General features: G+C 38.5%; 23 protein-coding genes. 4 read left to right on the top strand and 19 right to left on the bottom strand.

All coding sequences use genetic code 11. The annotated features are described in order from the left end of the window. Positions 1-64: 64 nt before the first annotated feature. From MKY88_RS09280 to MKY88_RS09270, 3 genes are all read right to left on the bottom strand, one after another. A complete protein-coding gene (locus MKY88_RS09280; protein WP_328201896.1) occupies positions 65-202 on the bottom strand; it encodes a hypothetical protein in 138 nt (45 codons plus the stop codon). A 138-nt stretch (positions 203-340) separates the two neighbouring features. Then, positions 341-1,564: a GNAT family N-acetyltransferase gene (locus MKY88_RS09275; protein ID WP_328201899.1), complete on the bottom strand. Its 1,224-nt coding sequence runs from the start codon at positions 1,562-1,564 to the stop codon at positions 341-343. Then, complete coding sequence (locus MKY88_RS09270; protein WP_025114869.1) at positions 1,561-2,289, bottom strand: AAA family ATPase; 729 nt, start codon at positions 2,287-2,289, stop codon at positions 1,561-1,563. Before MKY88_RS09270 ends, MKY88_RS09275 begins: the two co-directional genes overlap by 4 nt. A gap of 526 nt (positions 2,290-2,815) precedes the next feature. Here MKY88_RS09270 and MKY88_RS09265 point away from each other — a divergent pair. Then, the gene (locus MKY88_RS09265; protein WP_025114870.1) at positions 2,816-3,031 is read left to right on the top strand and encodes a hypothetical protein; all 216 of its coding nucleotides are present in this window, start codon (positions 2,816-2,818) and stop codon (positions 3,029-3,031) included. Positions 3,032-3,306: 275 nt separating this feature from the next. Beyond that, positions 3,307-4,698, top strand: a complete 1,392-nt coding sequence (gene fumC / locus MKY88_RS09260) for a class II fumarate hydratase (RefSeq protein ID WP_328201903.1) — start codon at positions 3,307-3,309, stop codon at positions 4,696-4,698. 93 nt (positions 4,699-4,791) lie between these two features. Here the strand turns inward: fumC and MKY88_RS09255 are convergent, their stop codons facing one another. The 7 genes from MKY88_RS09255 to MKY88_RS09225 form a co-directional block, all read right to left on the bottom strand. Beyond that, entirely contained in the window at positions 4,792-5,328 is a 537-nt protein-coding gene (locus tag MKY88_RS09255; RefSeq protein ID WP_328201905.1) for a GNAT family N-acetyltransferase, read from the bottom strand. A 97-nt stretch (positions 5,329-5,425) separates the two neighbouring features. Beyond that, positions 5,426-5,635, bottom strand: a complete 210-nt coding sequence (locus MKY88_RS09250) for a hypothetical protein (RefSeq protein WP_328201906.1) — start codon at positions 5,633-5,635, stop codon at positions 5,426-5,428. 631 nt (positions 5,636-6,266) lie between these two features. Beyond that, positions 6,267-7,148, bottom strand: coding sequence for a DMT family transporter (locus tag MKY88_RS09245; protein ID WP_193831645.1), 882 nt, complete (start codon positions 7,146-7,148; stop codon positions 6,267-6,269). 22 nt (positions 7,149-7,170) lie between these two features. Beyond that, positions 7,171-7,716, bottom strand: coding sequence for a GNAT family N-acetyltransferase (locus tag MKY88_RS09240; RefSeq protein ID WP_328201908.1), 546 nt, complete (start codon positions 7,714-7,716; stop codon positions 7,171-7,173). Further along, positions 7,706-8,239 carry a cysteine hydrolase family protein gene (locus MKY88_RS09235; RefSeq protein ID WP_328201912.1) on the bottom strand — a complete coding sequence of 178 codons (534 nt, stop codon included), beginning with the start codon at positions 8,237-8,239 and terminating at the stop codon, positions 7,706-7,708. Before MKY88_RS09235 ends, MKY88_RS09240 begins: the two co-directional genes overlap by 11 nt. Positions 8,240-8,348: 109 nt before the next feature. Beyond that, on the bottom strand, positions 8,349-9,299 hold the full coding sequence (locus MKY88_RS09230; protein ID WP_193831643.1) for a copper amine oxidase N-terminal domain-containing protein: 951 nt from the start codon (positions 9,297-9,299) through the stop codon (positions 8,349-8,351). Positions 9,300-9,417: 118 nt separating this feature from the next. After that, on the bottom strand, positions 9,418-11,190 hold the full coding sequence (locus MKY88_RS09225; RefSeq protein ID WP_340813461.1) for a glycerophosphodiester phosphodiesterase: 1,773 nt from the start codon (positions 11,188-11,190) through the stop codon (positions 9,418-9,420). Between the two features lie 221 nt (positions 11,191-11,411). Here MKY88_RS09225 and MKY88_RS09220 point away from each other — a divergent pair, with 221 nt between their 5' ends. Next, positions 11,412-11,621, top strand: a complete 210-nt coding sequence (locus MKY88_RS09220) for a hypothetical protein (RefSeq protein WP_069480989.1) — start codon at positions 11,412-11,414, stop codon at positions 11,619-11,621. A 20-nt stretch (positions 11,622-11,641) separates the two neighbouring features. Here MKY88_RS09220 and MKY88_RS09215 read toward each other — a convergent pair whose 3' ends face one another. The 9 genes from MKY88_RS09215 to MKY88_RS09175 form a co-directional block, all read right to left on the bottom strand. Further along, entirely contained in the window at positions 11,642-13,216 is a 1,575-nt protein-coding gene (locus MKY88_RS09215) for an amidohydrolase (RefSeq protein ID WP_340813460.1), read from the bottom strand. 18 nt (positions 13,217-13,234) lie between these two features. Then, positions 13,235-13,786 (bottom strand): biotin transporter BioY, encoded by a 552-nt coding sequence (locus tag MKY88_RS09210; protein ID WP_008175833.1) that lies wholly within the window; start codon positions 13,784-13,786, stop codon positions 13,235-13,237. Between the two features lie 148 nt (positions 13,787-13,934). After that, on the bottom strand, positions 13,935-14,597 hold the full coding sequence (locus MKY88_RS09205; RefSeq protein ID WP_328201922.1) for a TIGR04104 family putative zinc finger protein: 663 nt from the start codon (positions 14,595-14,597) through the stop codon (positions 13,935-13,937). Beyond that, the gene (locus MKY88_RS09200) at positions 14,584-15,102 is read right to left on the bottom strand and encodes a sigma-70 family RNA polymerase sigma factor (RefSeq protein WP_069480987.1); all 519 of its coding nucleotides are present in this window, start codon (positions 15,100-15,102) and stop codon (positions 14,584-14,586) included. The genes MKY88_RS09205 and MKY88_RS09200 overlap by 14 nt, the downstream gene beginning before the upstream one ends. A 124-nt stretch (positions 15,103-15,226) precedes the next feature. Beyond that, positions 15,227-15,985, bottom strand: a complete 759-nt coding sequence (locus MKY88_RS09195) for an ABC transporter ATP-binding protein (protein ID WP_328201924.1) — start codon at positions 15,983-15,985, stop codon at positions 15,227-15,229. Positions 15,986-15,988: 3 nt separating this feature from the next. Then, positions 15,989-18,307, bottom strand: a complete 2,319-nt coding sequence (locus MKY88_RS09190; protein WP_193831638.1) for an ABC transporter permease — start codon at positions 18,305-18,307, stop codon at positions 15,989-15,991. 38 nt (positions 18,308-18,345) lie between these two features. Next, positions 18,346-18,993 (bottom strand): TetR/AcrR family transcriptional regulator, encoded by a 648-nt coding sequence (locus MKY88_RS09185; protein ID WP_193831637.1) that lies wholly within the window; start codon positions 18,991-18,993, stop codon positions 18,346-18,348. 204 nt (positions 18,994-19,197) lie between these two features. Further along, complete coding sequence (locus MKY88_RS09180) at positions 19,198-19,410, bottom strand: helix-turn-helix domain-containing protein (protein ID WP_008175824.1); 213 nt, start codon at positions 19,408-19,410, stop codon at positions 19,198-19,200. A 10-nt stretch (positions 19,411-19,420) separates the two neighbouring features. After that, positions 19,421-19,891, bottom strand: a complete 471-nt coding sequence (locus MKY88_RS09175) for a DUF2975 domain-containing protein (RefSeq protein ID WP_069480983.1) — start codon at positions 19,889-19,891, stop codon at positions 19,421-19,423. Positions 19,892-20,057: 166 nt separating this feature from the next. On the opposite strand from MKY88_RS09175, the gene MKY88_RS09170 reads away from it, so the two are divergent. Then, complete coding sequence (locus MKY88_RS09170; protein WP_193831636.1) at positions 20,058-20,612, top strand: GNAT family N-acetyltransferase; 555 nt, start codon at positions 20,058-20,060, stop codon at positions 20,610-20,612. Positions 20,613-20,647: the final 35 nt, after the last annotated feature.

The following is a 20,647-nucleotide window of genomic DNA, read 5'->3' as shown; positions in this document are numbered from 1 at the left end:
TAAACTCCATTCCAATAGGATTTACCCTTTACTTGAAGTAAAATTCCCATATTGGTATATCCCTTTATTTTTTATCTCTAATTTCTTCCAGTATTTTAATGACACGATTGTTTTGTTGTTCAATAGACTTCAACCTTTTTTCAATTATGCTTGAAGAGAAAAACACAATGAGTACAATAGCTATTCCGACTAATAAATTCATTTCATATTCCCCCTCCTAAATCCAAGTTTATCTATGTATATAAAGTTACATCCTTGTTCAAATATGCAGTATCTGTATGATGATTAAAAGCTGAACTATAGTAAAAATTAGTTCAGCTCCATTACCTGTTCCACGTGCCTAGAAATAATCAATGAATGTCGGTATGCCTACGGGTAATATGTCCTCTAGTAAGGCAATTTCCTCCGCATGTCCCTGTAACCGTTCAATTTTCTCTAAATAACTTGGGCGTTTATAGCCTAGCAGCATAGTGGCCAATGTTTGCACCGTTAAATGGACAGCATTATCATTTAATGTCTCGCTCACCTTTTGGACAGACAGCTTACCATCCACCATTTTGATGATGAATGTACCATTATTCCAAGCTACAATCCGATCCGTTACAGCTAGCTGAAGCTCAAAGTTTTGACTGACAAATGGATAGCGTAATAAAAACTCTTTAACATCAACAATTCTCGCCATAAAATAAGGAGATACCTTTTGAATAATCTCGCTATCCTCTAATAAAAACGCTACTGCTTCATTACCTGTCGTTTTCCCATAGACATTATAAATCATGGAACTATGGGCAGAGACAAAATTCCATAACCCTTTGCGTGCTTCTTCCTGTAAATAGACGATTTCATCAATATAATAATTTTCCTCCATAATACGATAAAACATGTAGCCCTGCGCCACATCCCCTTCATCGTAGTAGACGGCAGCCTGAAGGTTAACATCACTGTCAATGAATTTCTCTTCCCAGAAATCCTCCTGAAATTTCTCATTCCACGCAATACTATTTCGCACCATCACACCATGTGTTTTTTCCGCATAACGAGCGTAGATATCCACAACATCCTGATGTTTCGGATCGACACGACGAATTTTTCCATTGAGTCCGGAATAATGCGGAAGCTGTGTATCCTTCACCTGAAATTCTACGATATCACTCATAATTTCCCATCCCTTTTTTCGGTAATAAGGAATCGAATATGGGAATAAATAGGATATGCATTGTCCCTCGTTGCGCATACTTTGTAGGCTTTCAATAATCAAGCTCTCCATCAAGCCATGACCCGAATACTCTGGGTAAGTGCCAACTGCTGTAATCCCCCCCATTTCATAAATCTTCCCATGGACATTGACCTCAAAAGGCAAACTTAAAATTTGCGATACTAAATGTGAGCCATCAAACCATCCGATAGCATGTCCCTCATTAAATTGTCTACTTTTTGCATTCACAAAACGACGGTCCTTATGAATAGACATCGACATTTGAAAGACATAATTCAATAAATCAATGGATTGTGCCATTTCATCCAATCGAATTTCTCGCATTACTAAGCCTTTTCGTTGATTCATGATTCCCTCTCCTCATCAAATAACTCACTTAAAATAGTTTGTGGTGCATCTAAAAACCGCTTGGTGACAATGTAATGAATGGAATCCTTATAGCGAATCGTTTCAATTTCTCCATTGTCAAAGCTATAAATCGTTGCATTTGGATAACCCAGTAAAATAGGTGAATGTGTGGCAATAATAAATTGTGCCTCATGCTCAAGGTCCTTCATAATTTTTAACAAGCTTAATTGCCTTGTTGGAGACAATGCTGCCTCAGGCTCATCCAATAAATAAATGGCTTTACCCTTAAAGCGATTCATAAATAAAGCAAGAAAAGACTCCCCATGGGATTGATGATGTAGAGATTTCCCACCAAAAGCGTTATATCTCCTTGGATCTTCTATCAAATCAATATGACTAGCAAATTGATAAAATGTTTCGGATCGAAGAAAAAAACCATTTGAAATTTTCGGCATCCATGACAAACGGATATATTCACCCAGTGAAGATTCTGCCTTATGTACTTCATACAGATTTTGGCGGCCACCACCTGCCGTATTAAAATCGCACCGATCCGCAATGGCTTCGAGTAATGTTGATTTTCCCGAACCATTTTCCCCAACGAAGAACGTCACATTTGTCGGAAACTCCAACTCCTGTAAATCCTGCAAGCTTGGGATATTAAAAGGATACATTTGTTTATTGGGAATAGTATCCTGTAGCATCTTACATGATTTTAAATACATTTTATTTCCTCCTTTCTCTTATTATAACGAACAACACCTCTCCTGAAACGTCATCGCACTACCTCTTTTATGAAAAATAATTAAGAATAGTCAAACAAATCATAAAGTCATTATTTTTTCAATGAAAGTTCACAGCAGGAATAGTGCAAAATCGAACGCTCATAGTCCCACTCAACACCACCATTATGTAAGAGATATTTCCCGAGAAATAAATAAGAAACATGTCGAAAGTTGCAATTTCATTTCGTAAAATTATGTCATATTTTTGATTTTCATAAAATTAAGTGGCAGCGCAACTCTCGTATGAATGAAATTTTCCAATTGTGAAGAGTGTAATTTCCCAGCAATATTCAACGGAGTTCTATGATTACGCCCAAGATAATCAGCTTTCTTGCAGGCATGGTTCCGTTACATGCTGTTTGAGTAACAATTTCCTCCGTGTTCCTATTTCCATCCATGAAAAGTTCTATAAACTAGGCTCCTTTCATAAATTGAGTAACAATCAAATGTTAGAAGGAGAAGAACGATGTTTGTTACTCATTATTATGAAAATAAAACGTCCGTATTAAGCCAATTGCTCGTCAAACTCCCTACCATCGAAGAGGATATTCGAATTAAAGGGCGTAAAGCCAAGGTAACTGAAGTGCTTCAAATTGACGACAATCATTATCATGTGAAGATTATTTTTGAGAAAGTTCCTAAAAAGCAACCTCTTAAAGATTTAGGAAAGAAAAAGAGATAATCAATAACGTTTATTTCCACCAAATTCGGGAATATAAATACTACTATTGCGAATTATTCTCACCCTATTATTTCTACAAACAAATTTGTTGACATTTTAATTGATAACAATTATCATTATCAATAGATTATTTCTTTTCTCCAAATTGCTTATTTCAGAATCCCCCTCTTTTTTGAATAAGCATGTATCAAACGGATATTCTTACATCAGACTAAGAGTATCCGTTTTTATCTGTATATGTGGAGGATTTTTACATACTAAAGGAGCTGTTTGACATGGATTATCGTATTGAAAAAGACACTATGGGTGAAATTAAAGTACCTGCTGATAAAATTTGGGGTGCGCAAACACAGCGCAGTAAAGAAAATTTCCAAATTGGTACGGAACACATGCCAATTGAGCTTGTGCAGGCCATGGCTATTTTAAAGAAAAGTGCAGCAATCGCGAACAACAAACTAGGCAAGCTTTCAGATATTAAAGCGAATGCAATCGTACAGGCTGCAGATGAAGTTTTAAATGGACAATGGAATGATCAATTTCCGTTAGTTGTTTGGCAAACTGGTAGTGGTACACAATCAAACATGAACGTTAATGAGGTCATTGCACACCGTGCGAACCAACTATTACAAGACGCTGGCGAGGCAGATCGCATCCATCCAAATGATGATGTCAATAAATCACAAAGCTCGAATGATACATTCCCAACTGCATTGCATATTGCGGCAGTTTTAAAAGTGGAAGATTACTTATTACCACGACTTCGATTATTAAAATCTACTTTGGAAGACAAAGCAGCTCAATTTAAAGATATTATTAAAATTGGCCGTACGCATTTACAGGATGCAACCCCTCTTACATTAGGTCAGGAAATTAGCGGCTGGGCAGCCATGCTGGCAAAATCGGAGCACATGATTATTCAAAATATTGACTATATGAAGGAGCTTGCGATTGGTGGCACAGCGGTTGGTACTGGCATCAATGCTCATCCAGAATTTGGGGATCGTGTTGCAGCAGAAATTAGTGAGCTAACAGGTAAACAATTCACCTCTGCAGCGAATAAATTCCATGCCTTAACAAGCCATGATGAAGCCGTTGTTGCGCATGGAGCTCTTAAGGCTTTAGCGGCTGATTTAATGAAAATTGCCAATGACGTTCGTTGGCTTGCAAGTGGGCCTCGCTCAGGGATTGGTGAAATCACGATTCCAGAAAATGAACCCGGCTCTTCCATTATGCCTGGTAAAGTAAACCCTACCCAAAGTGAAGCAATGACAATGGTAGTCACACAAGTAGTAGGAAATGACGCTACAATTGCTTTCGCAGCATCTCAAGGGAATTTTGAACTAAACGTCTTTAAGCCAGTAATCATTTATAACTTCTTACAAACAACTCGCCTATTAGCAGATACTATGAAATCATTTAATGACCATTGTGCGATTGGCATTGAGCCAAATAAAGAAGTGCTCGATCATAACTTACAAAACTCATTAATGCTTGTAACAGCATTAAATCCGTATATCGGCTATGAAAACGCAGCAAAAATTGCGAAAAAAGCTCATAAAGAAGGTACTACTTTAAAAGCAGCAGCTATCGCAAGTGGCCTGTTAACAGAAGAACAGTTCGATGAATATGTAGATCCAGCTACAATGATTTATCCGAACGTAAAATGATGGAAGTGTAGCTAAATAGCTACCGTTTGGGGCTAAATGGGTAAAAGGATTGGGGGTTATGTCCCCAATCCTTTTATTTTTCATGAACGTTGATTATGATTTTTCAATATTGATTAGAGAATAAATATATGTATCATATGGCACATTATTTTGATGCATATATTTCTTTAATAAACCTTCTTTTTCGAAGCCTACTTTTGTTAATAGCTTGTTAGAAGCATCATTTTCTGTGAAAACGATGGCTCCTATCCGCAATAATTCCATCTCTTGAAAGCCAAACGAAATTACTTTATCCAGTGCCTCTCCTGCATAGCCTTTTCCCCAACTGTCAGGGAAAAGCGCATAGCTTATTTCAGCTTTCTTATGCTCTGTTGACCATTCTTGAAACCCAATAGTACCTATTAGGCCTTCTCGCCCCTTTAGTTCTATCCCCCATTTAATACCTTGTCTTTCCTCATAGTTTTTTGAAAAACGATTAATTATTTGTTTAACTTGCTCTAAACTAGTTAATGGATTTTGACCGTAATGACGTAATACGTCGGGGTTAGAAAAGCAATTTAAAATTTCTTGCGCGTCATTTTCTGTAATTTCTCGTAACACTAATCGATCAGTATTTAAAGTAGGGAACATGTGGCCACCTCTTTTAAGTATGTTATATCTTCCACATTTTATATGAAAAGAGCGAAGATTGCTCTATCTATTTTTTAGTTACTATAAACTAAATTTCTTATTTAAGTTTAATTTTTTGAATTTCAGCAACAAATATAGATTCTTCCGCTATTTTTACATATTGATATGTAGATTCCTTCAAATAGCCTTCTTTGTTTAAATACTCTTTTAGATCTGATTTTTTCTCAAATATTTTTTCGTTCATCAGTTGCTCGTAATCCTGCTCATCATTCCCTTTTGTAATGGTCATCAAATAAATTTTCGTCATGCCCATCTCCCCCTTTATTCATGCCATACTGATGCTTATCATAAAAAACCCTGTCAGTGGACAGGGCGTCAGCAACGAAGCTGTTGATATCGTAAAAATATAAGTACTGATGGACGTACGTCTAAACTATTTGTGAACATAACCATTTTGTCCATCAATTTCTTTTGAAATGGCAGAATGGTCATCGGCTTTAAACGACGGGTTGTCCGTTTCTTTTTATTTGGCTTGCTACCGTAGTATGTTAACGGAAATAGCCGTTGCTTTGATCGTTTGATGTTGCGGTGGTGTTTTGGGTTCAATATACAATGATGTGTAGTACGCATCCGCAATGACAATCAAGTAAATAATTAAAAGTAATCGTTTTGTTCAATGGCTCAAAAATTTCAGTTCTCCCTTTTCAAATCTAATCCGTATCTACTTATTCATACGAACAGAAATGAAAAAGGTTTCAACTATTTTTAGGGAGACAAATTTGCCTCCCTTCCCCCCCTAAACTGCTACCACCATCATTTTCCCAACGATCGATATCCCAATGATCCTGATCTTTTTCTGTGCTTCTCTGAACGAATGCCAACTCCCTCACCCTTTTCAAACGTTCTTATCTAGTATATGAAAAGATAAGGGTTTTCGTTCATCGTAAAATAGGCTTAATTTTAAAACCTAAGGCAATCGCCGCTCCGGTACAACTGGATAGACAACCCACGATCAAATAGATGCTTACTGTAGATTCACCAATCAGAACAGAGGCAATGCCGCCAATAACAGGAAATAAAGCGACCATATAGCCACTTTTCGCTCCTCCAATTCTTTCGACTAGCTTTAAATAAAATAGCCAGGCGAGAAATGAGGCGATTACTGTTAAATAAAGCAATGCCGATAAATAGGTAAAGGATGTCGGAATCATCATTCTTTGCCCCTCCATCCAGACAATCCCACACATGACCACACTACCAACAGCAAAGCCAATCGCATTCGCATAAACCGGGTCAATATGGCGCTTCGCATTTCTGGCAGAACTAGCATCACCGATTGCTGTCAGTAATGTCCCTAAAAACGCAATTAGAATCCCTTTGAAATCAGCTAATCCTGAAAAACTATGTAAAGTTGGATAGATTAATACACCCACGCCTATAACGCCTAAAATACCGCCAAGAAGAACACGGCGATGTAACGGCTCTTTCAGAAAAATTCGTAAAGCAATGGGCGTTAATATCACTTTTAATGAAAATATTAACGTGACAATGGCTGCTGAGCTTAGCATCGTCGCGTAATACAAACATAAATAACTGAATGCAAAATTACAAACTCCAAAAACAATGATAAAGGGCATATCCTGCTTTTGTGGTTTACCCTGTGGTTTCATAAACCAAGCAAGGATTAAAAATAATAGAGCTGTTATGACTAAACGATAGGTTAACGATAATTCTAAACTAACTGGGGTCCCTTGTATTTTTACGGCAATAAAATTAAGACCCCAAACGATTAAACAAAACATATACATAAAATTCGTCATACTGTAAATTCCTTCAACTTCCCTATGCCTTCCATCTTCCCATCATGATAGTGTGATAGTATTGTCCATCTGAAAGGCGCTTATCATTTTTTAAAATACCTTCCACCTCAAAGCCACATTTTTGATAGAGCTGAACAGCCTTGTCATTGGATTCTAACACTTCTAGTGCCATTTTCCGAATACCATTAGCATCTGCCCAGTCGATAGATACTTGCATCAGGGCTTTACCAATGCCGTACCCCCAAAAATCCTTTCTGACACCGACACCAAAAATAACCTTATGGGCAAGCTTTATGAATGTAGAGCCTTCACACCTTGAGTATCCTACAAGTTGATCACCAACGACTGCTACTAAACATAGATTTTTGGGGCTTGCTAGGTCATTGGAAATGAGTTGTTCGAATCCTGCTCGATCAATGAATCCCTCCCCTTGTGCTCGGTCAAAGTTTTCCGTTTCACCATCTAATTGTAAACGTAGGTCTGACAAGGCTTGTGCATCGTCCCGTTCGGCACAGCGGACCGTGTAGGACAATTCTTTATATTGATAGTCTCTTCTGTTAATCAGCATGCTGGAACTCCACAATTGGCTGAATTTGCACAAATCGATTGTGCCAGATACATTCATGATGCTGAATGATTTGTGGTGCTGTAAGAACGTCATTAGATAATGTACTATGGGCCCCCTCCACTAAAATATTGTGATGATAGCCACGACTGAAAGCACTACGAATCGTTGTATCAAGGCAAAACTCCGTTTGTGCACCAGCAAAAACTAATTGCTCAATATGTTGCTCCTGCAAGTATTGGTTAAGCTCAGTTTGATAAAAGGCGTCCCATGTTGATTTTTGAATCACCTTATCCTCCGCTTGTCGATGAAGACCATGATATAGCTCCCATCCAGGCTGACCGTATGCGAAGTCTACATCATCGGCATCAGTATGCTGAATAAAAATAATAGGTACTTCATTGTGGCGCGCCCATGCAATTAACGAATTAATATTGTTGATGACCATTTTGTCATTCCATAGATTTTGTTGGCTGTCTAAAAAGAAGGCTTCTTGTATATCGATAATGATTAGAGCTTGTTTCATAGGATTCTCCTTTATTTTGCGACTTTTTCTTAATTATTGTACTGAATTTTTTATTGGAAGAAAATATAAAAAAAGAAGTACCTAGCGATTTGCTAGATACTTCAACTCTTTATTTCATTAATTCTTCAACAAACTCAACCGGCACATATGTTTTACCATTTTCTAATAAAGCAGGTGCTACGTCAAATTGGCGGATCGCTTTATTATAGCCATATTCTTTTTGGCCACGAGTAATTGTGTAGGAAACAGCACCTTTAGAAATGATGGCACCTTTAGCCGTTACTTCTACTTCAAAGCCAAGCTTTTCTACGATTAATCGTAAAGGAACCATTTTTGTCCCTTCTACTTCATAAAAATCTTTTTGAATAATCTTTTCAATGTCACCATTATCCGGCGTTGGTTCAGGCGTTGGCACCGGGTCCACTTCAACTGGCTCTTCCTTCTCAATATTATCTAACACGATAACCTTTGAAGGTGGTGTTTGGGCAGGAATACTCATTGTTGCGATTGTGTAGAACACTACTAAGTGCTGCTCTTCTAAATCACTAGCTTTTAGCTCTTTTCCAGAAACACTTTCAATTTTTGTGTCTTCACCCACATTTAATTTCAAATAATTGTCAGTATCGATTAAGTTTTTATCGAAGTAATCGACTTCCACACTGCCCATATTATCTTTTTCTACAATAATTACTTCTGGGTTATATTGTGGTGGATAAATAGCAAGCATCGGCTTTTTCGCATAAGAGTAAGCTGACACCTTATCCCCTTTTTGGAGCTTCACTTCTTTCCCCATATTGTCAAATACTAATGAATCTTTATCGACAACCACAATATTCGTCTGTTCACCCTCTACCACCGTATAGTAAGTTGCGTTTTCACGGACATCTACGTGTTCAACTTTCCCAGTTACTTTAATAAAAACTGGCTGAGCTTGTTGCTCGTTAGTTTCTGAAATATTCACTACAGCCTCAACCTCGCTCGCTGATGCAGTTGGAACGCCCATCGCGCTCCCTACTAATAATGCTGTCATAGCAAATGGTACGACCTTCGTCATTTTCATACAAAAAGCATCTCCTTCATTTCACGAATTCATAGAAGTAGTCGTCCTCCTATGAAAAAGGTTACAATATGGCCAAAATTTTGTGAAAGCTGCCTTGTACAGGTATCACTTTCCTTATTTAAAATATAAATTTCAATCGGTTTAGGATGCGTTGCAAGAAGTATTGATGTTCACTTTGCTTGGTTCTTAAATCTCGAGCAACATCAGGATGATCGGTAATGACGCCGCTCACATTTTTCTCAATAAAGGTTTGTAAAGAACGGTCATCATTCAGCGTCCACACAAATAAATCCATCGGGTTCTGCTTCAGCTCCTCAATAAGCTGCTCTGTTACCCATGACTCCTCTAAGGCAATGAAATCGACACTTTCTTCCATCGGACCGATATTAAGCGCGTAGACAATACCCACTCTTAGATTAGGCACTAATTTTTTTAATTGTGTCATTTTCTGTCCATCTGTTGATTGCACATAATACGAATCCAGCACCTTGTATTTTCGTAGCTTTTCCACTAATTTGGGTAACACATCTTCCGTTTCCTTGCCGTGTACCTTTAATTCAATGAGTAACGCAACATCTAAAGCTTTAGCAATTTCGATGCAATCCTCTAAAGAGGCAATTTTATCACTATAGCCATTTTGATGTATCGTTAATGTTTTTAATTCACTTAAGGTCATATTAGCAATGACCCCGTTTTTACCTGCCAATCGCCGCAATGTACGGTCATGGAATACGACAAATTCACCATCCACTGTTTGCTGAATATCAATTTCAATGAGGTCTGCTCCCGCATTAGCTGCGCTCACTAGTCCACTAATAGTATTTTCAACATTGCCAGCCACATAGCCTCGATGGGCAATAATTTTAGTATCGGGTGCATAGACACTTTTCTCTAAAGAATTGATATTCATCATACTTAAAACTACAAACACAACGAAGCTAATGAGCAGTAAAGGTTTATAACGTCGTTTTCTATGCTTAGCCGATCTGTTGATTTTCCCTATTACAGGTGTATTGTAAGTGATGGCAACCATGACTTGTGAAAACATGGCCTGTAATAAACTAAAGAGTACCACAAAAACCATTTCTAAAAAGGCGAGCGTTAGCCCTGCTGTCACCAATGCAGCATTTGGTAGCAAGCGTTCCATTAAATAAAGTGGAATAGTGCTGATTACTGTTATACTGAGCATGACGAATAGATGTCCTGTTAAAAGCATGACCAAAAGGGCTAAAAGCTCCAATAAACCTCTTTTGGAAAATCGCCAGCTTTGCTTGAAAGAACGTAAAATAGAAATGTTTGGCTGGATCGTAAAAATAGGTAACGTTAAAATACTCCGAATGCCGATCATTACTAAAATACTTGCCACTGCGACATATGCTAACCTACCTGTTCGACTACGCATGATTTCTTCTGTTAAAAAATGTGGAAGTGAGATGGATTGGGTTAAGGTGAGTGGTAGCATAAAAGAAGTGAGTGGCATTAATAGAGCAAGATAGACGATTAAAAATAGTACTTGGACACTAAAAAAATAAACAACCTTCCGATTCAGTTGCTGCCATATAGAAAAAAATCGATAGCGCATTCCTCTTTGTTGATGAAAGGCCATTAAAAATAAAAAGCCCATTTCATAATAAACAAATAATAAGAACAACAAGATTAATAGACAAATCATCATAATGACAAAGGGATGGGCTACAAAGCTTTGCCAATTTTGCTCGGTGATATGTGTATATCCTGTTACTCTGAGCATGAGCTTTAACATCATAGAGCTTACAGGGATCATTAATAAAAACTGAAAGATTCTAATTAATGCGAAAACCTGTACATAGTCTAATCGATATATATAAATGTTATTAACAGCCTGTCGCATTACTTGTCCTGCCTTGTGCACATAATCACCCCTGTCACAGTTAAAATCGCTCTCTTCTAACGTATGTTTTGACCGCCACGGCACAGTACTCAAAGCAATAAAATAGCAATTTGTTCAAGTATCCTATGCAACTTGGAGAGAAAAGATTTGTGTATTTATCGTGACATTCTCCATTTTCTTGAAACTTTTCTCGAAGCTATCCTGTATATAACTAGATACCCCGTAGCGAAAGGAGCGCAAACATGAAATTCGACATTGGCGATATGATTAGTACAACGGTTCTTCTATGCCTGTTTTTAGCTATCTTTTTCGGCATGATTCGTATGATCAAAAAAATGAAAGCAACGATACCTGTGCCTCCTCCACCAACCATGCAACAGCAAGTAGAGGACTTAACAAAACGAGTAACAAGCTTAGAACACCAAGTAAATAATTTTGCGAATAGAAAATAGCTAAAAAAATCGCTGCAAGGTTACCCTTCGCAGCGATTTTCATATACAATCTTACCATCTACCACAGTACAAAATACTTCAATTTGAGGTAGTTGCTCTATATCCACAGTGAAAATATCCTCTTTTAAAATGGTAAATTCAGCAGTATAGCCTGCTGCAATTTTACCACGAATGTGCTGCTGACCAATTATTTCAGCCGCTCCCCCTGTATACAAATGGACCGCTTCGAAACGAGAAATTTTCTCCTTAGGATTATAGCCATCATGTTTTTCTCCCACATTGCATCTTGTGACAGCAGCATAGATTCCGATTAATGGATTCGGTACTTCAATCGGCGCGTCACTACCACCAGCAACAACAAGTCCACGGTCAAGAAGTGACTTTAAAGGATGTAAACCTTGAGCGCGCTCCTCTCCAAGCTTCGATAGCTCAGCGTCATACTCCCCCTGAACAAATTGCGGCTGCATATCGATAGCTACAGGCAATTCAGCTAGTTTAGTTAATAGGCCCTCATCGACCAAGCTACAATGGATCACCCGATCAAGCTGACCAGCCTGTGGTGGATATGCCGCAAAAACATCTAAAATTAGTTCGATGGCTAAATCACCGATTGCATGGACAGCGACAGTTTGTCCATATTGACGAGCCAGCTGCACATACTTCGTTAATTGCTCTGTCGTATGAATAAGCATTCCTGAATTGTATGGATCATCATTGTATGGTTGACGAAGCGCTGCCGTTCTTCCGCCATAGGCTCCATCAATAAAGATTTTCATGGCACCAAACTCCAAGAAAGGCGAGGAAGTAGTATCCAACTTTTCTACCTCTTCAAATACGGTATGATGCTGCAATAAATGAACTTTGAAAGATTGCTGAGATTCCACTATTTTACGGTAGGCTTGAATGGGTTGGCTTGGTGGTCCGTAATAGCTTAAATCCTCCGAATGACCTCCCACTAAACCATATGCTTGTAATGAGGCCACCGCTTTCACTAATGCATCTTCAATATACGCAGGTGTAATATGGGGCATCTGATTGACCACTAAATATAACGCCGCATCCTTTAATACGCCAGTGAGCTGACCATCCATTTTTTCAATGATTCCTCCCTCTGGTGAAGGTGTAGCATTGGTAATTCCTGCAAAAGCAAGTGCCTTAGAATTAGCTAAAATTAAATGGTGACAGCTACGCTTTATGATTAAATAGGCTTCACCAAGCGCATCCAGCTCTGCTAAAGTTGGGAAAATGGGCTCTTCAAATTGGTTTTCATTTAATCCAATCGCTATAACCCATTCTTTGGGCGATGCCTTGGACATACGCTCTTGAAGCTTTTCTAGTAACGCCTCTTTACTCGTAATAGCTGATACATCAAGATGCTTTAATTTTTCCCCGTAACCAATAATATGTAAATGACTATCTACAAAACCTGGATACATGACATTGCCTTGTAAATGTCGAGTAGAAGTAGCTAATGGCGACAAGCTCTCCACTGAGCCTGTCGCCACAATTTTCCCATCTTCTTCAAGGACTGCTTCTACTGTTTCACCAACCTGAGCCATCGTGTAAATCTTTCCACCTGTCCATAATGTTGCCAAAACAATTCCCCCTGTGTCCTATGCTATTGCTTCAATTAAATGTGCTCTTTCTAAGCGGCGACGGACAATCACACCAATCCATGCTGCCATTACCGCTTTGACAATCCCTACTACTATAAATGGTGCAGTACCACCCAAGAAGGCTGCTGTCCATGTATAATCTGCTACGATCTTTAACCATACCGTACCAAATGATAACGTAATAATCATGCCGATGATATTTGCAATAATTGCTTGGGTAAATGTAATACCAAATTTATCTAAGTATAAGCCCATAATAATCGCTGTGGCAAGGAATCCTACAATATATCCACCTGTTGGACCCACTAAAATTCCAAGCCCCCCAGACATACCACTAAACACTGGTAAACCAGCTGCCCCTAGTAAAATATATAATAGAACAGATAATGTTCCTAGTCTTGTCCCTAAAATAGTCACGACAATGCCGACTGCTAAAGTTTGTCCTGTGATTGGAATTAGAGGTAGTGGAATAGTCACCTGTGCCAAAACAGCAATAATCGCTGCCCCAAATGCTGCTAACACATATTGATATGTACTTCCTTTTTTCAATGTAAAAAGCCTCCCTTTGCTATACGTTAACTAATAATAAAAATAAGTTAACACAAAGATAATGCAAATAAAAACGGTTGTCAATGTATTTTGGAGTAAAAAAAAGAAATTGCTAGATAACTATCGCAATTTCTCTTCGCTATGATGATTACCATAAAGGTTCATTCATAGAATCCTTGTCTTGTAGCTTAAAGACATATGGCACGACTTGATAAAGAAAAATCAGCACCCCTACTAGAAAGAAAATAAAACCGATGAAGTAATTATGAAATACATGTTGCAACATAATGAATAGTGGTATCGGCATTGAAAGCATGCCCCCTAATTGCATGGATTTTTTCGTACGATACTGTTTTTGGCCACAATGAGGGCACATAATTTCTCCATTTTTGCGATACAATTTGCGTGCTTCCTTTTCAGACCAGCTCTCCCCGCATTCTATACAAATAGGAAGACCATATCCTTTTTTTAGTAATACACGCTTGACAATAAAAGCAGCACCGATAAAAAAGCCCAACAACAAAATCCCTCGCACATAATCAGAATTGAATAATGACCACCAGCTCCAGGCATCGGACTGTATAGTTGCTGCTTGGTGACCTGTGGAGCGCTGTTCCTTCTGCTCTGTTAAAAGATAACTAAAACTAATGACCAATATAGTAAAGGTCGCGAGTACGACGCGGTACGTCCATTGATTACCTACTTTATGCTTTTCTTTTCGTCTAGCCTTTTCTGCGATTAGTTGTTTACGCTTCCCCGAAAATTTTACCTCTTGTAGTTCCTTTAATAGCTCTTCTTTAAATTGATTCATGACGTAGCACCTCCCAATCAAAGTCACCAATTGCTGTTGCCAGCTGTTTACGAGCTCGTTGTAACCTTGTACGAATTGTCGCTTCTGGGCATTGGACAAGCTGTGCAATCTCCACTGTTGTCATCTCCTCAAAGTAATACAAAATTAAAACCTCACGGTAGGCTACCGATAAGGTAAATAACGCCTCTGTCAGCTCTTTTTTGACAGACTTCTCGAGCATTTCCTTCTCTGGTGTAATCGCCGTTGTGCGGCCCGTAATCTTTTCAAATAATGTCAGGCGTTTACTTTTCCAGCTTCGTAAATAATCATGGCTCCGATTGACTGTCATTTTTACTAAATATGTACGCAATGATGCTTGCTGGCGAAACTGTTCCTGCTTTTGATAAAACGCTATGAACACATCCTGCACAATATCTTCCGCTGTCGCTTTATTCTTCACGTATAAATAGGCGACCTTTAATAAGTAATCCCCATGCTCCTCGATCACTTGTTCAATATCCATCATTGCTCTCACCTACTTTCTATACTACTGACGGACGCCATTCCCAAAGCGATTCATTTTTTCTATAAAAAATAAAAAATCCGCAACGGCTACTTTCAAGTCATTGCGGATTTTTTGAATTCAGCTATTAAATACCAATTTCTCGCATCATTGTTGCAACTTTTGCCATTCTAACATCCAAATCTTTACCTGTGAATTGAGGTAAACGCAATTCACTGATTATAGAACCATCACTCATAAAGAGAATACGCTCTGTTCGTGCAGCAATTTTTGGATCATGTGTCACAAGCATAACCGTTGTACCTTCTTGATTGATGGAGGCTAGAATATCCATAATTTCCTCGGCAGACGTTGAATTTAATGCGCCTGTTGGTTCATCACCAAAAATCATCGATGGACTACTAATTAAGGCGCGGCAAATGCCTGCCCGCTGAAGCTGGCCACCTGAAACCTGCGTAATATCACGCTTTGCTAAGTCTGCAATCCCTACTCTTTTCATGATGCTCTGTGCTTTTTCCGTTAATGCATCCCTATTTTTTCGCTGATCACGGACTGCGGGTAACAATATATTATCAAGGATATTTAAGCTTTTAAGAAAGGTTGGCTGCTGAAAAACAAAGCCCATCTTCTTTCGACGTAGTTCAGCTAGCTCCTTGTCATGGAGTGTTGTTACATCCACTCCATCAAAAGAAATCCGACCATTATCTATGCTGTCCATTCCACTGAGAGCGTACAGTAAGGTTGATTTGCCGCAACCTGAGGGGCCCATAATAGATACGAACTCTCCCTCATATAAATCGATGGATACAGCCTTTAAAACCTCGTGTCGTTCTGTTCCTACCTGAAATGACTTGACTATTTGTTCACCACTCACAAGCTTTTTCATGTTCTACTCCTTTATATAATCCATTATTTTTAACTGTCCCGCCTTCACAGTACCAATAAACGTTGCGAGAAGTACGACGCATAGGAGGGCTAATGGGCAAAAAACATAGGCAGTTAGTGGATTAATCCTAAAATTAAATGAAGCTGCACCAAATGATGCAATGACAGTGGTCGTCAGAAATTCCCCTAATGTGTTGGCGAGAACTGTCCCCGCAAAAATAGCCAGCATTAATACAACAACTGATCGTGCCGCATATTGTTTGGAAATATCTACGTTTGTAAAGCCAATCGATTTCAAGATAGCGATGGCAGATCGATCCTTTGCGATCAGCATTTTCATAAACAACAGTGTCACCAGCACACACATCAAGAGAGCTACTACAAGCGCTGCACTCGATACTTGCTTAATGGAGTTGATGGTCGTTCCAAATGTTTGAAAAATATATTCATCGATGCCTGAAACCTTGGCAAAATGGAAGTTATCTGCATACTCTGTAACCTTTTTCTCGACTTCCGATTGTTTCGATAGTGAACCATAGAAGACATTCCACATACTTTCTGTAGAAACATCAACGAATGCAGCCTTCGCTGTTTTCCCACCATTTGTAATATCCGAATAGATGCCACTTACGGTTAAGCTGTTCGTTTCACCTTGGATGAAAAGTAAAATTGTATCGCCCACTTTTTTTTGAAGCTCCTCCGCATTAAGAACAGAAAGTGCTATTTCATCCTGAGCTACCGGCGCCCTACCTTGCGCATATTCTACTGGGAAAACGGTATGGTCGCCCAACTCTATTTTTAGACTTTCTTCCACGCCATCATTTGTAATGGTTGTAAACTTTTTCGTCGTCAAAACCGTATAATCTGTAATATCTACATCATTCTCTAGCGTTTCGACCACATCTGTTACATGCTGAACATGTTGGTCACCTTGCGGGATATCTATGCGAATGTCGCTATTGCCAATCCCCATATACGTAATAAAATTTTTGGAGGAAATTGTATTGTATAAATTTTGAGGCACAATGATAATAAATGTTGCTAATATGAAGACAGTGAGCATCGTCGCATATAAACCTTTACGGGAAAGCACATCCTTCACGCCCATAAAGAGATTAATTGGAAGTCTTTTATTGGAGCTAATATTTAGCCACTTTGCATGTTTTGTTTTACTTTGTATCGCTCCAAATCGGATAGCCTGAACAGCCGAAAGCTTGCGAAACTGCTTCAACATAAATTGTACATAAAACAGTATAGAAGCAAATACTAGCAACAGACCGATAATAGTGAACAGCCAGACCAATGATGTATTGGCTGTATCTCCCATATATAGGCGGATATTTTCTAAAAGAATATCCCTCACCATAAAGGAAAGTATAAAGCCAAGCACACAGCCAAATGCCGCTATTACACTATATTTAGCAAGATACATTTTCTGAATATCTGCAACACGTATACCAATGGCCTTCATTACACCGATTTCACGGTAATCCTCTTCCATTTTAGTTAGCAATGTAAAACGGATACACATAAAGGCAATGACCACCACGAGTACGCTGATTAATAAAATAACAGCAATCATCAAACCATCCGATATGGCATTTAGCATTTTGAAGAGCGGCCATGTTATCGTTGGTCCGTTCGCTTCTAAATGTGCACGATGATAGGCCTCTTCAAAGCTTCTTAAATCAGCCAAATCTTTCAAACGAAACTCTATTAAATATTCAATAGTGCCGGTTGCCTGAATCGCTGCATAATCCTCTTCACTCACGAGAAATCGCTTGGATGATGCTAACATGGAATTCATTTGCGAATCCCGTAAAAAACCTGCAACCGTAAATGGCTTATTATGGACCATCACTGTATCACCTAGCTTGGCTGTGCCGTCCTTCATATAGCCTACAGGTACATAAATGTCACCATTATCCACTTCAATCACATGCCCATCAAGGTCTAGTAAAAAATCAAACTTCTCACTTTGCGTGGTCAACCCATTGTCCTGAACATTTTGTGCAAGTGTTTTGCCTGCAATGTTGATCTTGGCACCTTCTACATTGAGAAATTCGTTGATCTGAAATTCATCCACCAGCTCATTTCGCTCGGCAAAATCAATGAGACGCGCTTGATCGATAGTACCCGAATGCATCTGAAGAAAATGAGGTGTTTCTGCTTGATTTAATAATGTATTAATAGAAGTTGATAAATGAACAATAAGGACGGCTGAAAGCGTAACAAGCATAGCCGCACCTGCTACAAACAGTGTTGTCAAACATGTAATCAGCTTACTATTCGCTATATCATTCCGCACAATTTTGAAATACATAGGTCACCCCTTTGTCAGCATTAAGACCTTAAGTACAATTATTTTGTCCCGTCTTCTCCTTCATGACCAAACATTTTCATCATGTACAACAAACTACCGCTTTCCACGCCAAGCATTCGCTCCACATTGAAGATAAATGCTGGGACACGAGCAGCCCGCTCTTCCTCTGACAACAACACCAAATCATCATCGAAAACGGTATTTGTATATGCGACAATCATCTCCATGCATTCGTAGGGGTATGGTGTATGATAAATCCCTTGTTCAATACCCTCACGAATGATACTAGTCAATAATGGCGGTACTTGATTCATGACCACCTGCTGTATTTTTCGATGCATTAATGCATTTTGCGGCTTATGAATATGTTCCATAATTTCCTGACCATTTTCATTCTGCATATTTAATGCCATTACAACCCTCAATATGCGCTCATTCACCGCAATACTATGGTCCGCAGCCACTGCCCTTGCCTTCGTTAACATCGTTTCCGTATAACGTTCGATGAGGGCATCCATAATATCTTCCTTGGATTTAAAATGATAATAAAGAGTACCACGTGCAATTCCTACTTTTTCAAGAATATTATTTGTGCTAGTGCCATCAAACCCCTTCTGCGTAAACAGTTTATCTGCTGCATCTAAAATTTCATTTCTGCGTTCTTCTGCCTTTTTCATTTCCCTCATCTTAATAACCCCCTACAATCGACCGACTGACTGTCGAATTTTCTTAGCTTTATCGTAGCACAACTATATTCCATATGGCAATATTTTCTACATTCTTTTTTTACAATAAAAAGAGCTATCCTATTCCAATTAAATGCTGATGACCCGTACGAAAAACGACAAAAGCCATCGAGAGTGATTCTCGACGGCTTTTAACTACAGTTTTTATTCTTCGTTCCTTTTATATTCTAAAATATCCCCTGGCTGACATTCTAACGCCTCACAAATCGCCTCTAACGTTGAAAAGCGAATCGCTTTCGCCTTACCATTTTTCAAAATAGAAAGATTCGCCATCGTTATGCCAACCTTCTCTGAAAGTTCTGTTACACTCATTTTCCGTTTCGCCAACATGACATCAATATTGATAATCATCGCCATAGTATTCACCTCAAACCGTTAAATCATTTTCTGATTTGATATCGATGGCATTTTTTAGAAGCTTTTGAAGAACAGCTGCAAAAACTGCAACTACAAAAGAAGCACCAATAATGACCATTCCAATAAGTATAAGACCTGGAGCATCGTCTACTTCTGCAGCATAGTATATCAGTGGCATGCCAACCACGTAAACACTACTAATGACAATTGCACAATATTTTATTTTAATTAAAGCTTTCACTGATAGCTCTGAAAATGCAATGTTTTGATCAATATAGCTTAGCAGTTTGATCGTCGTATATAGAGCAACAAAATAAGCGATTGCCGTTGCATAGACGCCAAGTAATGCAACAGTCGTTAAGACCGGTGAATGCTGGGCTGTATCTAAAGCAACACGTGGCACCACCCATATACATAAGGCAAAAACCGGCAATCCCATTAGAAGAACAGCGATCTTTAAAAAGAGCGTTTCCCGTTTCATATTACGCACCTCTTTTATTTATTATCCTGTTCAATTTACCATATAATTTATCGTTTTACAATAAATTTTTATCTAATTTCATGATGATATTAATATCCATTATTTGGTTTATTTTTCTTTTTATTGTGCTATAATCGGTTTTACCATTGATGAAGGAGGTATTTCAATGATTTACAAAGCTGCAGAAAAAACAATAGAAACAGAGCGTCTCTTGCTCCGACTTTTCACAGAAGCTGATGCACCTGAAGTAAGTTTATTATGTAATAATTTTGCTCTATATAAAAGCACGTTAAATTTACCCTATCCCTATACGTTAGACTGTGCAATGTCATGGATTTCCAATCATCAACAAAATTTTGAGCAAGAGAAGCTTTATGAATATGCCATAACGGACAAACAAAGTGGGCATTTATATGGGGCCATTGGACTGTCGAATCGTCAACAACACCAAAATGGAGAAATGGCTTATTGGATAGGTGAGCCGTATTGGGGAAATGGCTATGGAACAGAAGCTGCCCGTGCCATCATTGAATTTGCTTTTAAAGAAAAACAGTATCATCGTGTTTATGCGCAGTATTTTCTTTCCAATCCCGCCTCTGGCAAAATCATGGAGAAGTGTGGCATGCAGTATGAAGGTAAGTTAAAGGATCATGTTTTTAAAAATAGTACTTTTGAAGATATCGTGTTTTACGGCATTATTAATCCATACAGTAGCTTGTAAACGTACATGAAAGAGGCACCTACTATAAAGTCATG

The sequence above is a fragment of the Lysinibacillus sp. FSL R7-0073 genome, assembly GCF_038009065.1.
Classification (GTDB): Bacteria; Bacillota; Bacilli; order Bacillales_A; family Planococcaceae; genus Lysinibacillus; species Lysinibacillus fusiformis.
This window is presented reverse-complemented; position numbering and strand designations above follow the sequence as displayed.